Origin of the sequence: Pseudomonas sp. SWRI77, from assembly GCF_014269105.1 — a bacterium.
GTDB lineage: Bacteria > Pseudomonadota > Gammaproteobacteria > Pseudomonadales > Pseudomonadaceae > Aquipseudomonas > Aquipseudomonas capeferrum.
Map to the genome: position 1 here is coordinate 125,099 of NZ_JABWRV010000006.1, position 14,948 is coordinate 140,046.

At 57.2% G+C, this 14,948-nt stretch carries 13 protein-coding genes; 9 read left to right on the forward strand and 4 right to left on the reverse strand.

All coding sequences use genetic code 11. From position 1 onward, the window contains the following. The first annotated feature begins 65 nt into the window (after positions 1-65). The 4 genes from HU766_RS08660 to HU766_RS08675 all read left to right on the forward strand — a co-directional run bounded on the left by HU766_RS08660 (position 66) and on the right by HU766_RS08675 (position 5,733). On the forward strand, positions 66-842 hold the full coding sequence (locus HU766_RS08660) for a DeoR family transcriptional regulator (protein WP_033702431.1): 777 nt from the start codon (positions 66-68) through the stop codon (positions 840-842). A gap of 2 nt (positions 843-844) precedes the next feature. Further along, entirely contained in the window at positions 845-2,680 is a 1,836-nt protein-coding gene (glmS, locus tag HU766_RS08665; RefSeq protein ID WP_033702430.1) for a glutamine--fructose-6-phosphate transaminase (isomerizing), read from the forward strand. 817 nt (positions 2,681-3,497) lie between these two features. Further along, complete coding sequence (locus tag HU766_RS08670) at positions 3,498-4,811, forward strand: hemolysin family protein (protein ID WP_186655459.1); 1,314 nt, start codon at positions 3,498-3,500, stop codon at positions 4,809-4,811. A gap of 256 nt (positions 4,812-5,067) precedes the next feature. Next, positions 5,068-5,733, forward strand: coding sequence for a DUF2076 domain-containing protein (locus HU766_RS08675; protein WP_186655462.1), 666 nt, complete (start codon positions 5,068-5,070; stop codon positions 5,731-5,733). 97 nt (positions 5,734-5,830) lie between these two features. Here the strand turns inward: HU766_RS08675 and chrA are convergent, their stop codons facing one another. Together chrA and HU766_RS08685 are read right to left on the reverse strand one after the other, a co-directional pair. Continuing rightward, the gene (chrA, locus tag HU766_RS08680; protein ID WP_186655464.1) at positions 5,831-7,192 is read right to left on the reverse strand and encodes a chromate efflux transporter; all 1,362 of its coding nucleotides are present in this window, start codon (positions 7,190-7,192) and stop codon (positions 5,831-5,833) included. Continuing rightward, entirely contained in the window at positions 7,185-8,126 is a 942-nt protein-coding gene (locus HU766_RS08685) for a chromate resistance protein ChrB domain-containing protein (protein WP_186655467.1), read from the reverse strand. The genes chrA and HU766_RS08685 overlap by 8 nt, the downstream gene beginning before the upstream one ends. Positions 8,127-8,282: 156 nt before the next feature. Here HU766_RS08685 and HU766_RS08690 point away from each other — a divergent pair, with 156 nt between their 5' ends. Both HU766_RS08690 and HU766_RS08695 read left to right on the forward strand, forming a co-directional pair. Then, positions 8,283-9,587 (forward strand): MFS transporter, encoded by a 1,305-nt coding sequence (locus HU766_RS08690; protein WP_186655469.1) that lies wholly within the window; start codon positions 8,283-8,285, stop codon positions 9,585-9,587. A 52-nt stretch (positions 9,588-9,639) separates the two neighbouring features. After that, complete coding sequence (locus HU766_RS08695; RefSeq protein WP_172229069.1) at positions 9,640-10,611, forward strand: zinc ABC transporter substrate-binding protein; 972 nt, start codon at positions 9,640-9,642, stop codon at positions 10,609-10,611. Positions 10,612-10,843: 232 nt separating this feature from the next. Here HU766_RS08695 and HU766_RS08700 read toward each other — a convergent pair whose 3' ends face one another. Continuing rightward, positions 10,844-11,500: a hypothetical protein gene (locus tag HU766_RS08700; RefSeq protein WP_186655472.1), complete on the reverse strand. Its 657-nt coding sequence runs from the start codon at positions 11,498-11,500 to the stop codon at positions 10,844-10,846. Positions 11,501-11,511: 11 nt separating this feature from the next. Then, positions 11,512-12,249, reverse strand: coding sequence for a HupE/UreJ family protein (locus HU766_RS08705; protein ID WP_186655474.1), 738 nt, complete (start codon positions 12,247-12,249; stop codon positions 11,512-11,514). Positions 12,250-12,760: 511 nt separating this feature from the next. Here HU766_RS08705 and HU766_RS08710 point away from each other — a divergent pair. Genes HU766_RS08710 through HU766_RS08720 form a run of 3 tightly spaced genes read left to right on the forward strand, consistent with a single transcriptional unit; the run spans position 12,761 to position 14,267 of the window. After that, positions 12,761-13,078, forward strand: a complete 318-nt coding sequence (locus HU766_RS08710) for a metal-sensing transcriptional repressor (RefSeq protein ID WP_186655483.1) — start codon at positions 12,761-12,763, stop codon at positions 13,076-13,078. 29 nt (positions 13,079-13,107) lie between these two features. Next, entirely contained in the window at positions 13,108-13,548 is a 441-nt protein-coding gene (locus tag HU766_RS08715) for a YqaA family protein (RefSeq protein WP_186655486.1), read from the forward strand. Beyond that, the gene (locus HU766_RS08720; protein ID WP_186655488.1) at positions 13,545-14,267 is read left to right on the forward strand and encodes a TraX family protein; all 723 of its coding nucleotides are present in this window, start codon (positions 13,545-13,547) and stop codon (positions 14,265-14,267) included. Before HU766_RS08715 ends, HU766_RS08720 begins: the two co-directional genes overlap by 4 nt. Positions 14,268-14,948: the final 681 nt, after the last annotated feature.

A 14,948-nucleotide genomic window follows, 5' to 3' on the forward strand; every position in this document is an offset into this window, starting at 1 on the left:
TGACGAAACGAGCGTCTTAGGTTTTGATTGCAACCATTATCTTTCGAATCGAAACTTAAGCGCTCATGTCGAAACGTAACACCCCCCAACGCCGGCACAACATCCTGGCCATGCTCAGCGAGCAGGGCGAGGTGAGTGTGGACGCGTTGGCCAAGCGCTTCGAAACGTCAGAAGTCACCATTCGCAAGGACCTCGCAGCCCTGGAAACCAATGGCCTGCTATTGCGACGCTACGGCGGTGCGGTGCCGGTGCCGCAAGAGTTGCTCGGCGAACCTACCCAGCCCGTGTCCGCCTACAAGAAGGCCATTGCCCGCGCTGCTGTAGGGCGTATCCGCGAACATGCGCGGATCATCATCGACAGTGGCAGCACCACTGCTGCGATGATCCCTGAACTGGGCCGCCAACCGGGCCTGGTGGTAATGACCAACTCATTGAACGTGGCCCGCGCCATCAGCGACCTGGAGCATGAGCCGGTGCTGCTGATGACCGGCGGCACCTGGGACCCGCACTCCGAGTCGTTCCAGGGGCAGGTGGCCGAGCAGGTGTTGCGTTCCTACGATTTCGACCAGCTGTTCATCGGTGCCGATGGCATCGACCTCAACCGGGGTACCACCACCTTCAACGAGCTGCTTGGCCTGAGCCGAGTCATGGCCGAGGTGGCCCGGGAAGTGATCGTGATGGTCGAGTCCGACAAGGTAGGGCGCAAGATCCCTAACCTCGAGCTGCCCTGGGGCAGCGTGAATACCCTTATTACAGACGAACGCCTGCCCGCAGCGGCACGCGAACACATTCAAGCCCGCGGCATCAACCTGATTTGCGCCGCGATCAGCCAGGAGCAATAACCATGTGTGGAATCGTTGGTGCCGTAGCCGAGCGTAATATCACCGCCATTCTGATCGAAGGCCTCAAGCGCCTCGAATACCGCGGGTACGACAGTGCCGGCCTGGCTGTCTTCAGCCAGCAAGGTGAGCTGGAGCGTCGCCGCCGTATCGGTAAAGTCAGCGAGCTGGAAGCCGCCGTCGCCGCCGACCCCCTCACCGGCCAGCTGGGCATCGCCCACACCCGTTGGGCCACCCATGGTGCGCCCACCGAAGGCAACGCCCACCCACACTTTTCGGCCAGTGAAGTGGCGGTCGTGCACAACGGCATCATCGAAAACCACGAAGAGCTGCGTGAAGAGCTGAAAGAGCTCGGCTACGTATTCACTTCGCAGACCGATACCGAAGTCATCGTTCACCTGATCCACCACACGCTCAAGACTGTCCCGGACCTGACCGATGCGCTGAAGGCCGCTGTGAAGCGCCTGCACGGTGCCTATGGCCTGGCCGTGATCAGTGCCAAACAGCCAGACCGCCTGGTAGCCGCTCGCAGCGGTAGCCCGCTGGTGATCGGCCTCGGCCTTGGTGAGAACTTCCTGGCTTCGGACCAGTTGGCCCTGCGCCAGGTCACCGACCGTTTCATGTACCTGGAAGAAGGCGACATCGCCGAGATCCGCCGTGACCAAGTCAGCATCTGGGACCAGGCCGGCACCAAGGTCCAGCGTGAAACCGTGCAGTACCACGAAGGCGCTGAGGCGGCCGACAAAGGTACCTACCGTCACTTCATGCTCAAGGAAATCCACGAGCAGCCAAGCGTGGTCCAGCGCACGCTGGAAGGCCGCCTGGGCAAGGATAATGTTCTGGTGCAGGCCTTCGGCCCTAATGCCGCCGAACTGTTTGCCAAGGTTCGCAATGTGCAGATCGTCGCTTGCGGTACCAGCTACCACGCCGGCATGGTTGCCCGTTACTGGCTCGAAAGCCTGGCCGGCATCCCTTGCCAGGTCGAAGTGGCCAGCGAGTTCCGCTACCGCAAGGTCGTGGTCCAGCCAGACACCCTGTTCGTCTCGATCTCGCAATCCGGTGAGACCGCCGACACCCTGGCCGCCCTGCGCAATGCCAAGGAGCTGGGCTTCCTCGGCAGCCTGGCCATCTGCAACGTCGGCATCAGCTCGCTGGTGCGCGAATCCGACCTGACCCTGCTGACCCTGGCCGGCCCAGAGATCGGTGTTGCCTCGACCAAGGCATTCACCACCCAGCTGGTTTCGCTGATGCTGCTGACCCTGGCCCTGGGCCAGGTGCGCGGTACCCTCGAAGCCGGTGTGGAAGCCGAGCTGGTTGAAGAGTTGCGCCGGCTGCCGACCCGCCTGGGCGAGGCACTGGCCATGGACGCGACCGTCGAGAAGATCGCCGAACTGTTCGCCGACAAGCACCACACCCTGTTCCTGGGCCGTGGCGCCCAGTACCCGGTGGCGATGGAAGGTGCGCTCAAGCTCAAGGAGATCTCCTACATCCACGCCGAAGCCTACCCGGCGGGCGAGCTGAAGCACGGCCCGCTGGCGCTTGTGGATAACGACATGCCGGTGGTCACCGTGGCGCCGAACAACGAACTGCTGGAGAAGCTCAAGTCCAACCTGCAGGAAGTACGTGCCCGTGGCGGTGAGCTGGTGGTGTTCGCCGACGAGCACGCTGGCATGACCAACGGTGAAGGCACCCACGTGATCAAGGTGCCGCACATCGCGGACGCTCTGGCGCCGATCCTGTACACCATTCCGCTGCAGCTGCTGTCGTACTACGTCGCCGTGCTCAAGGGTACCGACGTTGACCAGCCGCGTAACCTGGCGAAATCGGTGACGGTCGAGTAAGCCGCAGCGGTTAATGGCGATGGTAGTTTTGTTGAATTAAAACTGTTTTCGAACAATTAAAACTGTCGCCGGTAGAGGGAAGCGCTCGCTTCCCTTCATCGGGCGGTTCACCATCCTCTCCCGCGTCCCGCTCCCTCCCTATCTTGATCTGGCTTTCTCTGATGCCCCTACCCATCCAGGCTGATGAATCTCTTCTGTCTTACGTGAGTAGAATCCTGCTGCTTTACTGGGCGGATCCTAAGGCAGCAACCTTCAAAACACTGGCTGCTAGCCGTATGATCCAGGACCTCCGGCGTCCGCATGCTCGCTGCAGAACTCAGGTGGCCAGGTTGCTATGGCTTCAATCGGCTTGTGCACTGTCACACAATGCAAGCGGCCTTTAATGTCATTAAAAGTGAATGGGATACCGAGTCCGTCGGGTTTACATGATGGCGTCTAATCGAAGATCGGATGACCATGGTGGTTGCCCTACGTCATCGTTGCCGCTTCGATTTGGCTCATGCTCTACCGATTACGCACTGAACTAACTGCGGCGCGTGCGTGGGAAATAACCTGAAACCTGTTTGAGGTTGACCTTAGTTTTGTGAGATTTCGGGTTGCTGTAGAATCGTTGTCCCTTTTGTAAGAGGAGCATCCGGCTAGGCCGGCTCTTTATGGACAGTCACAGTTGTCGATATCTTGAATCTTCAACCGCACACCACCCCCTGTGTGCAACCTCTGCTACACGTATTCCTTCCTTCGCCCCTGCCAAACCCGAGCCTTTCCCGGTATTTATGCGTGCGTCTGCCCAAGATGCAGATGATCAGGGAGGTCGCCAATGGAAATCATGATTCTCATCGGCCTGATCGTACTCAACGGCATTTTTGCGATGTCGGAGATCGCCCTTGTCACTGCCCGCAAAGCACGCCTCATGAAGCTTGCTGCAGAGGGAGACAGCGCAGCATCGGTGGCCCTCAAACTGGGCGAGGACCCGACAAAATTCCTCTCGACTATTCAGATTGGTATCACCTCCATTGGTATCCTGAACGGTATTGTTGGTGAAGCAGTGCTGGCTGCCCCCCTTTCACACTGGTTGCAATCGTTCGGTGTGCCCGAGAGTGCTGCGAGCATCGGTGCCACTGCTGCTGTTGTCATCGTGGTGACCTATGTTTCGATCGTGGTCGGTGAGTTGGTCCCCAAGCGGATTGGCCAAATCAGCCCGGAACCCATTGCGCGACTTGTTGCGCGTCCGATGCAGATACTGGCGGTGGTTACCCGCCCCTTTGTTCTGCTGTTGACGGTCTCCACGCACGCGTTGCTTCGTCTGATGGGGGTCAAACAGAACAATCAGAGCGGTGTCACGGAAGAAGAAATCCACGCCATGCTTGAGGAAGGGTCCGAGTCAGGGGTGATCGAGCAGCATCAACACGAAATGGTGCGAAATGTCTTCCGGCTCGATGACCGCCAGCTGGGTTCGCTGATGATTCCGCGCTCCGATGTCGTTTACATCGACGTCCAACGTCCACCAGAGGAAAACCTGCAGATACTGATTGAGTCTGACCACTCCCGTTTCCCAGTATGTGACGGAAAACTCGACAAACTGCTCGGTGTTATTCATGCCAAACAGGTCTTGGCGCGCGTTGCCAAAGGCGAAGTTCCAGACTATTCCGCGAACCTACAGCCCTGTGTATATGTTCCCGAGACACTCACGGGCATGGAGTTGTTGGAGCAGTTCCGTGCCAACGACATGCAGATGGCATTCGTGATTGATGAGTATGGCGAAATTGAAGGCCTGGTGACCCTGCAAGATGTTCTGGAAGCTGTCACGGGTGAGTTCACACCCCGTAACGGTGAAGACTCTTGGGCCGTGCAACGTGCTGATGGGTCATGGTTGCTAGATGGAGCCATCCCTATTCCGGAAATGAAGGACCGCCTTGAACTCAAGACGGTACCTGAGGAGGACAAGGGCCGTTATCACACGATCAGTGGGATGATCATGCTGCTGCTGGGCCGCGTGCCTTCGACGGCAGATAGTGTTGACTGGAATGGATGGCGCTTCGAGATCGTCGATATGGACGACAAGCGAATTGATAAAGTGCTTGCGACCCCAATTGTGCTTGGGAGCATAAGTGACGAACCCATGCAGCAGTGAGCTGCTGACGCCTCGTTGCGTTAACTGCCGCCGCCTTCAATAGGCGGCGGTTGCCTAGCTGGCAAGTCATTTCCCCTGTGGTCAGAAGTGCTCCTGCACCGTTCTGAGGCATTCATATTCCTGAAAATGATGTCACTGGAAAGATTCATCCAGCGCTTGCTCACGCATTGAAACCTCTTGAAATAGCTGTTTTTTGACATCTCTGAGGCCGATTCTGATGATGCGGCACCTGCCATAAGGCATTGAGTAGACACTAATGCAACCTGAAGAGAAGAACCTGATAGATGGCCTTTTTGCCCGCCTGCATGCTGTTGAGGGGCAATCCGCACCGCGTGAGCCTCAGGCTGAGGCATTGATCAGCGAGCACGTTGCTCGCCAGCCCGCAGCCCCCTACTTCATGGCGCAGGCCATCATCGTGCAGGAAAACGCGATCGAGCAGTTGGACGCTCGCATCAAAGAGCAGGCCGCAGAGATTGAAGCGCTCAAGCGTGCCCAGAACGCCTCGCAGCAGAACAGTGGCGGTTTCCTGGCTGGCCTGTTTGGCGGTCGTAGCCAAGCTCAACCCGTTGAGAGTCGCCCAGCCAGTTCCCTTACTAGCAATACCGGCGCACAACACTCGCTGGCTGGTGGGCGTTTTGGTCAACAACCAGCTGCAGGACAGCAGCCAGGATTTGTCCAGCGCGGGGCGCCGGCGCAAGGTGGCGGCTTCCTTTCGGGCGCCCTGCAAACGGCCGCCGGTGTGGCGGGTGGCATGGTGCTTGGTAACATGCTGATGGATATGTTCCAGGACGAGGGTACTGATCAACTCGCGAGCCAGGCACCTGCAGAAGAACCACCAATGGCACAGGAAGAGCCGGCATCGGATGACCACTACGCTGACGAGGGCTTCTTCGGGGGTGGGGACGACGAAGAGTTCGTTTAACTTCCCGGAATGAGTACAACATGCTGGCCGTCAAGACCGGCATGTTGTGCTGGCTGGCGAGTTCCGCCTCCCGCCAGAGCAGGGTGGGCGTCCAGCATTACAAAATGGTCTCGATAATGAGTCCGGCCAATGCAGAGGCGCACAGTACCTGGATCACGCCTCGCTTGAAGCGCAAGAGCGCTACCGCGGCACCGACTGCAATCAGCGCAGATGGCCAGTCAAAAGCGCCTTCAAAGCCGTTCGGCCAAAGCACGTGATAGCCGAAGAACAGCGCCAAGTTAAGGATCACGCCAACGACAGCCGCTGTGATTCCGGTTAAAGGGGCGGTGTACTTCAACTCATTGTGGGTCGACTCCACCAGAGGACCCCCGGCCAAGATGAAGATGAAGGATGGCAGGAACGTGAACCAGGTGACCAGGCTCGCTGCTATCGCGCCGGCAACAAATGGGTGGCTGGCTCCGAACATCGGATGGACATAGCCTCCAACAAACCCTACGAATGCTACTACCATAATCAACGGCCCAGGCGTGGTTTCGCCCAAGGCAAGACCATCGATCATTTGGGTTGGCGTGAGCCAGCCGTAATGGCCTACGGCACCCTGATACACGTAAGGCAGTACGGCATATGCCCCACCAAAGGTGAGCAGAGCGGCCTTGGTAAAGAACCAGCCCATCTGGGTCAGCGTACCGTCCCAGCCGAAAGCCCCTACCAATACCCCCATTGGAAGCATCCACAGGGCAGCGCCAATCACAGCCAGGCGCAGCAGATGTGTCCAGCGGAACCGCGCATGCTCCGGTGTTGGCGTGTTGTCATCAATCAAAGCAGGCCCGTAAGTCGCCTTGGTTGCACCGTGCCCGCCGCCAGTCATGAACTTCTCCGGCACCAGTCGACCGCCGATGTAACCAATGATGCCTGCCCCCAGCACGATTAGAGGGAAAGGTACGTTCAGCGCAAAGATCGCAACGAAAGAAGCCGCAGCGATCGCCCACAGCCCAGAATTCTTGAGGGCTCGGGAGCCGATCCGGTGCGCGGCATGCACCACGATTGCGGTCACCGCCGGTTTGATGCCATAGAATATGCCGACCACTACCGGCATTTCACCAAAAGCGATGTACACCCAAGACATACAAATCAGGATAAACAGCGACGGTAGGACGAATAGCGCTCCTGCGATAACCCCACCCCACGAGCGATGCATCAACCAGCCGATGTAGGTCGCCAACTGTTGCGCTTCTGGCCCAGGCAACAACATGCAGTAGTTAAGCGCGTGCAGGAAACGTTTTTCACTGATCCAGCGTCGGCGCTCAACCAGCTCCTGATGCATGATTGAAATCTGCCCGGCTGGACCTCCAAAACTGATGAAACCCAGTTTCAGCCAGAACAGGAAAGCCTCAAAAAGCCCCACGGATTGTCGTTCGCCCTGCTGCGGGTCGCTGACGGGAGTGCTGGTATCAACCATTAGCAATGTCCTCGCTGGCAAACGCCGTCAGCAGGCCATCGAAGATGCCTCCGGCAACTTGGCTCAGTTGATTGTCATCAGGGATGCTTTCCCGTAGCCCTGCGAGAACCCGTTCTATGCCGGCGGCTTCAGCGGGCTGGCTTCCACCGACGTCCAGGTAATGAACGACTGAGGCGAGCCTTTGGAGACCCGGCTCATCTAGCGCAAAGCTGGCGATGAGCGTTTCGAACGAAACCAACAGCCCGGTATGGCTGAACTGCGCGCCATCAAAATCAAAACCTAGTGCATCAGCGGGGCAGTCTTGAGGTTTTTCCAACCAGATAAACTGTGCCTCGGGATCAATGAAGCGGTTGATCAACCAAGCGCACGCAAGCCTATCGACCCATGGGCGCTGTCGTGTTGCCCACGTACGACCCCGATAGTCATGTCGAGCCAGAACGCATATCTGTTCCTCATGCGCTGTTGGCTCGTCTGAGGACAGCGCTCTACTAATGGCCGTCTCCAGTTCTCGAAGTGCGGAGTCTGCCCGAACCTTGGCCGGACCGGGAAAGAAGTCGATGGCGGCCAGCTGCCCATAGGATTTGCGAAGCTTTCGAACCTGGCGCGCAATCTTATGCGCATTGTCCTGGGCCAGGTCTGCTTGGGCATCACTGATCTCCATTATCAACTTTGCGTAATCGTCACTTCGGTCGAACAACGCGCTGAAGCGATCTTCTTGATCGGAGAATCTCAGTACGTAGGCCGTACCGTTGATGCTCAGTACGTCACGCTCGACCGTCTCAAATGCTTCTCTGGCATCGGTCAAGTCGGGTAACAAATACACACCGTCGCGCAGGGCAGCAGCGCCGCAGGCTTTCAGTGTGCGCCATGCGCGCATTCGCTCGGTGGTGTTGGCCGTCGGAAGGCCCAGAATCAACAACGCCCATCCAATCATGTTGCGTGCTCAACATATTTTGTTATTAATTCTACATTATCCCTTTCGCTATTGAAGTCAATCGCTAACGTGATGGGTAAGCCATCGCGTTGACCGTATCCCCCTGGGGGGGATACGATTCAGGGAATGGCGACTTCTATCGCTTCGGAGAGCTCGATGCTTTCAGTCCTGAAAAACCCTACCTACCGGCATTTGTTCTTTGCCCAGGTAATCGCCTTGGTGGGTACAGGGCTGGCTACGGTCGCACTCGGTCTACTGGCATATGACTTGGCGGGCCCGGATGCAGGCGCAGTGCTGGGTACCGCTCTGGCTATCAAGATGGTGGCGTATATTAGCGTCGCGCCGGTGGCCGGAGCTTTTGCCGAGTATCTACCCCGCAAAGCGATGCTGGTGAGCCTTGATTTAGTCCGGGCTGGCGTAGCGGTGATGCTGCCCTTTGTCACCGAAATCTGGCAGGTCTATCTGCTGATCTTCCTGCTGCAGGCCGCTTCCGCCGCATTTACACCGACATTCCAGGCCACCATTCCGGATATTCTTCCGGACGAAGGTGAGTACACCCGTGCACTGTCGCTTTCCCGTTTAGCCTATGACCTGGAAAGTGTGATCAGTCCCATGCTCGCAGCAGCTTTGCTGACAGTTGTGAGCTTCCATAGCCTATTCGGCGGCACTGTTATCGGTTTTCTGGTTTCAGCAGCCATGGTGACTACCGCTGTTCTTCCACGCCCCACCCCAGGGCCTAAGCGCAGCGTGTACGAACGGACTACCAAAGGCGTGCGAATTTTCATGCGTACGCCACGCCTACGAGGCCTGTTGGCGTTGAACCTGGCAGTTGCTGCAGCCAGCGCGATGGTCATTGTGAACACCGTGGTGCTGGTGCAGGCAAGGTTCGGGTTAGATCAACGCTCGATGGCTTTGGCACTTATGGCATTCGGAGCGGGGTCGATGGCCGTGGCGTTAGCGCTGCCGAGGCTGCTTGAGCAGCTCGATGATCGAAGGGTAATGCTCGCTGGCGGCGCTATCCTGGTTGTCGGCCTGGCCTTGGGTGTGTGGCTCCCAAACTATGAAGCGCTGATTGTGCTCTGGGTCGTGGTCGGGGCAGGTTACTCGCTTGCGCAGACGCCTTCTGGTCGCATTTTGCGAAGATCGTCCAGCGCTCAAGATAGGCCCGCATTGTTTGCTGCTCAGTTCGCCCTATCACACGCCTGTTGGTTGATTACCTATCCGGTAGCGGGTTGGCTGGGGGCGACGTTCAGTACCACAGCGGCGTTTGGCGGCCTAGCGGTAATCGCAGGTGCAGCCTGGGTACTCAGCAAAAGCATTTGGGATCCTCGGTTTGAAGACGAGGTCGTTGCCCATCGCCATGATGATTTACCTGCGGATCACCCTCACGTCCAAGGGGGAAAACAACATGCTCACCCATTCGTGATCGATGACGAGCATCGAAAGTGGCCCGGCCATTGATCACTAACACTCAGACCCATCCGTTCAGCTCTGAGCACACACAGGAATACCCATGAAAAAGTGTCAAACCGCGTCGTTGTTCGGCGGGTCTTTGCTCTTGGCCATTGCCAGTTGTAGTGCATTTGCCGAGGTCAGGGTTGTCACCAGCATCAAACCATTGCAGCTCATTGCGGCGGAAATCCAGGATGGCGTTGGCGAGCCAGAAGTGCTGGTACCTGCCGGTTCATCCGCACACAGCTTTTCGCTCAAACCATCGACCGTTCGAGATATTCAGGCTGCTGACATCCTGTACTGGATCGGCCCCGACCTTGAGAATTACCTGGCCAAAAGCATCACCGCTCGCAGCGGCAAGACGGTAGTAATTCAAAAACTGCCGGGGCTACACATTCGCCATTTTGGCGAGGAGCATGAGCATGCTGAACATGGTCACGAAGAGCCGGTAAGGTCCACCGCTGTGGGAGATGATCATGACGATCAGCACCGCCCCGGTTCTATTGATGCTCATCTGTGGCTTCGCCCGAGCAACGCGTTGGTGATCGCCAAGCAGATGGCCACCGACCTTTCTGCCGCTGATCCTCAGAATTCCGCTCGCTACCAGGCGAACTTCGAAGCCTTCAGTGCGCGGCTCGGCGAACAAGATCGACGATTAAAAAACCGATTGGCACCGCTCGCGGCTAAGCCGTTTTTCGTATTTCATCAGACCTTCGATTACTTCGAGGAGGCTTACGGCCTGAACCACACGGGTGTGCTGGCTATCGGCGGTGACGTTCGGCCAGGCGCACGTCATATCGCAGAAATGCGGGCCAAGCTTGAGGCCGCAGGCCCTAGCTGCCTCTTCAGCGAACCACCGGTACGCCCAAAGCTCAGTGATACGCTGACATCTGGCCTTCCAGTACGCTTCGCTGAGCTCGATGCCTTGGGCTACGGGGTAACGGTCAGAGCCGGTGGATATGGAGAGCTAATAACTCGAATCGGAGATGAGCTCGCCAAGTGTCTGGAGAGCCTGGACAAGGCGGGGTCCTAGGGATTGCCCCGAAGCCGGCTGAAATAGAGCCATCCTTGGCTCTTTACAATGCTCAATCGTGGGAATGTCCATGTCCGGCACTGTCATTCTTTACCTGTGGCTCTTCGCTGCAAGCACCAAGCAGGCTAAGGAAGCCGATCAGTAGAACAGAGCGCAACAATTTGATGATCATCGTAGGACTCCAAATGGATAAAGGTATGGCTGGTGCCCACGCTGCAGGCAGCACAGGGTTTCACTTCTTGACGTTCAGGTAGTCGCCAGTGGTATTCAGCACGATGGTAACGTTGCCTGTTGTGCGGTTACGCCAGAACCAGCCATGGGTACCATCAAACAAGGCTGTCAGTTCGCCCTTGTCACCTTTGATCTGCCGACCTTTGCTGTAGCTGTGGAAGTCACCCTGAGCGGCGTTGTAGGTCTCTCCGTGGGTGTCATGGTTGACCGGTCCGGAGGCGCTCCATTCATAAGCGACTACGCTGCCTTTGAGCATTTCCAGTTTGATCTCACGGCCTTCACCAGGCTTGAGCGTGAGGCTGACTTGATCCGACTTTGCTGCCGGCGCTGCAGGTTTGGCAGGCTGCGCGACCGCGACTTGCTGAACGGGTGCTGGCACTGTCGCGGGAATGATTGCTGACGCAGCAGCAGGTGCAGGGGCAGCATTCTTCGCGGCAGCTTCGTCGGCCAGAGCTTCCTGGGCAAGGGTTATCTTGATTTCGCCCATCTGGGTCAGACCCATGGCACGGCCCAGCCCGGTTGGGTCAACCGCATACTCGGATGGCATGACGACAGTAACCAGCAAGCCCATGGCCACAGCTAAGGCGATTGCAGTGGAGCGCACGAGTTGACGGCCGCTCGGCAGTTCATTTGCCGAAGGAAGTGGGGAGTTGAACATTCTGAAGATCCTCAAGCAGTAACAAACAGGCCAGTCAGCTGATAACCCATCAGCAGGAAGCCGGCGCTCATCATGGCAACGTTGGCGGTATAGGCATGACGCCAAAATCCACCGGTTCTCCTCCAGAAGCCCATCACGATCAGAATGGCGCTCAGCGCGAGCAACTGACCGATCTCCACGCCGACGTTGAAGGCGAGAAGGTTCGGGATCAGGCCATCTGAGGAGATCTCATACTCCTGGATCTTCGTGGCCAAGCCGAAGCCATGCAGCAGGCCGAAGATCAGCGTCGCGGCCTTGGTGTTGGGCTGAATACCAAACCAGCGCTTGAACGCCCCCAGGTTATCCATGGCTTTGTAAACCACGGAGAAACCGATAATGGCGTCGATGATGTAGGAACTGATGCTGATCTCCGTCAGCACGCCGAACAGCAACGTCACCGAGTGACCGACAGCGAACAGCGTGACGTAGAGGCCAACGTCCTTGAGGCGGTAAAGGAAGAAGATGACGCCGAAGAGGAAAAGCAAATGGTCATACCCCGTCATCATGTGCTTTGCGCCCATATAGATGAACGGGATCAACATGACCCCAGAACTTTCCTGGATGAAGCCCTTGTCGCCTTCCGCTACGGCGTGTGCCAAGGCTTCTGGCATGCCGATGAGCAATGACGCGACGAACAGGAACAATAGGAGGATGGAATGGCGAGCACGCGAAGCGAACACGCCTCCACCCGGTATCGAGTGTAGATGCATGGATCAATCCTTTTTGCAGTGATCGAGAGCCGCAGAGCGGCCAGGGTCAGGCGGCAAAAACAGGACGAGGGGGGCGTTCGATCCGGAAAATTGGCGGGTGAGGTACCGAGTCACCTGACCAAGCCACGGAAGTAGAAGGGCCAAAGATCGGTGCCAGATGGCGTGCGGAGGAGAGTTGCGGCGTCTCGTGTTGATGGTCGGGCGTCAGGGGAGAGTGGTAATGGTCGGTGCAGTGCCCGCAGCTGGCAGAGGCGTCGCTGTGGTCATGTCCGTGCTTCGATGCCACTGCATCTTGACCTGAGGCTTGAGTCGGTACCGACAACGAATAGGCGTGTCCTGTCCAGGCCAGCATAAAGGCCAGAGCCAGAGCTACGATCATGCTCGATGACAGGAAACGACGAGACATCAAGAAGCCTTTCAAGATGATTCAACGGAAAGCCGCACGTTTGACCTAACCCCCAGGGGGGGATAGCATCTCAAGCGTAATGTATCACCGACAGAGACTCAAGATATGTCCGATCACTCACATGATCATCCGCACGATGCCCCTCATGGCCACACTCATACACATCAAAGCCATGACGCGATTATCAAGCGTTTAAAGCGTGCTGATGGTCATTTGCGCAGTATCATCGCCATGATCGAGGATGGACGTGAATGTGTAGACATTGCCCAGCAGCTTCATGCTGTTGAGAAGGCGGTGTGCCAGGCTAAACGCACGCTGATCCAGGATCATATCGACCACTGCCTTGAAGACTCGGTAACAGCCTTGAGCAAAGGGGATCGATCGGCGATTGACGAGTTCAAGCAGATCACCAAATACCTGTAGAACTCGCTCGCTCATGAGTAGCCCGGACGATGTTTGAATTCACCAGCTATTTGGGCCTATTCCTGGCGGCTTTCGCGGCAGCAACGCTGCTTCCCATGCAGTCAGAAGCTGTGCTCGCCACGATGCTCGTATCGGAGCATTACGTTCCTCTCATCCTTCTGGCGGTGGCCACCGCAGGCAATGTGCTTGGCTCGGTAGCCAATTGGGCATTGGGCATAGGGGTTGAGCACTTCAAGCACAAACGTTGGTTCCCGGTCAGTGAGGCGAAGCTGGAAAAGTCTCAGTCTTTCTATCAAAGGTATGGCTACTGGTCCTTGTTGCTGAGCTGGGTTCCGATCATAGGGGACCCAATCACGTTGGTGGCCGGCGTGATGCGTGAACCGTTTTGGCGTTTTCTACTCCTGGTTAGCCTCGCCAAAGGCGGTCGATACCTACTCTTGACGCTCTTGGTGCTCGGGAGCATGCCATGAGCCACGCATCGGCGGAGCGGCATGCCGGTCAGGACCTCATCAAATGGATCGCTTTGGTCACGATGGTGCTTGATCACATGCGCCTGGCTTGGCCTGCAACCAGCGACTTATTTGTGCTGGGCCGTCTGTCGTTTCCCTTTTTTTGCTTGGCCTTGGCCATCAACGTTTCGCGCAATCAGCCAGGCGAGCTGTTTACCCGCAGCAATGGCCGATATCTCGCACTGTTGTTGCTGTTCGCTGTTCTCTCGGAAGTGCCTTACCGAATGGTTGGGACTTCGGGGACGTTTAACGTGCTGGTGACCTTGGCGCTTGGCCTGCTAGTAGCTTGGGGCGTTCAGCATCAGACGTTTGAAAGTCTGGTGCTAGCGGTTGGAGCTATCGCGGCAGCTTATTTGCTGAGTGAGCCGCTGATGTATGGCTTTTATGGAGTATTGGTACCGGCCGCCTTAGTCCTAGCCATCAGGCGGCCAAAGCTATTTGCGTTATTGCCGGTTGTGTTGTGTGTGGCGATCAATACGAGGACGGGGCTTTTTGAACGGGCGGCGCAGCTTGAGCCATTCGCCATCCTTGCGCTGCTCATCGCCGCTTTGGCGCCTCTGCTCGGTTTGGCCCTGTTCTGGGCCCGATTGCCGTTTAGGGTCTTACCCGTTACGCAGTGGAGCTACTGGTTTTATCCTGGCCACTTGGTGGCATTACTGGGCATTCGCAACCTGCTGTAGTCGTTGCGGCTGGCATCCTCAAGGTCAAGAACGCCAGCACTCACAGGGCCTGCTGACTGCCTTAGTGGCAGTGGCGCTCACCAGTTTTGTGATTGGTATGGCAACCCTTGGAGTCGGTACCACCGCTGTGGGCGAAGGCAGCAACTGAGGAGAACGAAAGGACTGCAGCGATCATGAGGGAAACGAATTTCATCAGGCTATTCCATGCTTGGTTTTTGTATGTGGCACCGGCCACTGGCTGAGGTTATGGCCAATTGCCTTCACTCAGCAAGCTGAAGCATCTCTGATATGGGGTGAGCCGATGAAAGGCGCAGGCCAGGCTTCGGAAAGTCCCTGGAGTCCTTTAAATTCGCGGCTGCGACAGTTTTAGTTCTCTAAATCCAGATGGTGGTTTCGTTGAATTAGACTGTTGTCGAACAATTGAAACTGTTGCCGGTAGAGGGAAGCGCTCGCTTCCCTTCATCGGGCGCTTCACCATCCTCCCTGCTTCACCCCTCCCTACCTAGATCTGGCGTTCTCTGATGCCCCTTGCCGTTCAGGGTCATGAATCTCTGGGCTCCGTCAGCTTCCGCTATTCGCTCAAGTGCTCTGAGCAGCAGGGTACCGATCCCTGACTTTCGCTGGGCCGGTACGACAACCCGTGAGCGAATCAGACGAGTCCGACCAATTCCTTAGGGCCCA

Coding starts and splice junctions, on each gene's coding strand:
- HU766_RS08705 (WP_186655474.1), bottom strand. CDS start 12,249: ATGCATCTACACTCGATACCGGGTGGAGGCGTGTTCGCTTCGCGTGCT.
- HU766_RS08660 (WP_033702431.1), top strand. CDS start 66: ATGTCGAAACGTAACACCCCCCAACGCCGGCACAACATCCTGGCCATG.
- HU766_RS08690 (WP_186655469.1), top strand. CDS start 8,283: ATGCTTTCAGTCCTGAAAAACCCTACCTACCGGCATTTGTTCTTTGCC.
- HU766_RS08670 (WP_186655459.1), top strand. CDS start 3,498: ATGGAAATCATGATTCTCATCGGCCTGATCGTACTCAACGGCATTTTT.
- HU766_RS08695 (WP_172229069.1), top strand. CDS start 9,640: ATGAAAAAGTGTCAAACCGCGTCGTTGTTCGGCGGGTCTTTGCTCTTG.
- HU766_RS08720 (WP_186655488.1), top strand. CDS start 13,545: ATGAGCCACGCATCGGCGGAGCGGCATGCCGGTCAGGACCTCATCAAA.
- chrA (WP_186655464.1), bottom strand. CDS start 7,192: ATGGTTGATACCAGCACTCCCGTCAGCGACCCGCAGCAGGGCGAACGA.
- HU766_RS08710 (WP_186655483.1), top strand. CDS start 12,761: ATGTCCGATCACTCACATGATCATCCGCACGATGCCCCTCATGGCCAC.
- HU766_RS08675 (WP_186655462.1), top strand. CDS start 5,068: ATGCAACCTGAAGAGAAGAACCTGATAGATGGCCTTTTTGCCCGCCTG.
- glmS (WP_033702430.1), top strand. CDS start 845: ATGTGTGGAATCGTTGGTGCCGTAGCCGAGCGTAATATCACCGCCATT.
- HU766_RS08685 (WP_186655467.1), bottom strand. CDS start 8,126: ATGATTGGATGGGCGTTGTTGATTCTGGGCCTTCCGACGGCCAACACC.
- HU766_RS08700 (WP_186655472.1), bottom strand. CDS start 11,500: ATGTTCAACTCCCCACTTCCTTCGGCAAATGAACTGCCGAGCGGCCGT.
- HU766_RS08715 (WP_186655486.1), top strand. CDS start 13,108: ATGTTTGAATTCACCAGCTATTTGGGCCTATTCCTGGCGGCTTTCGCG.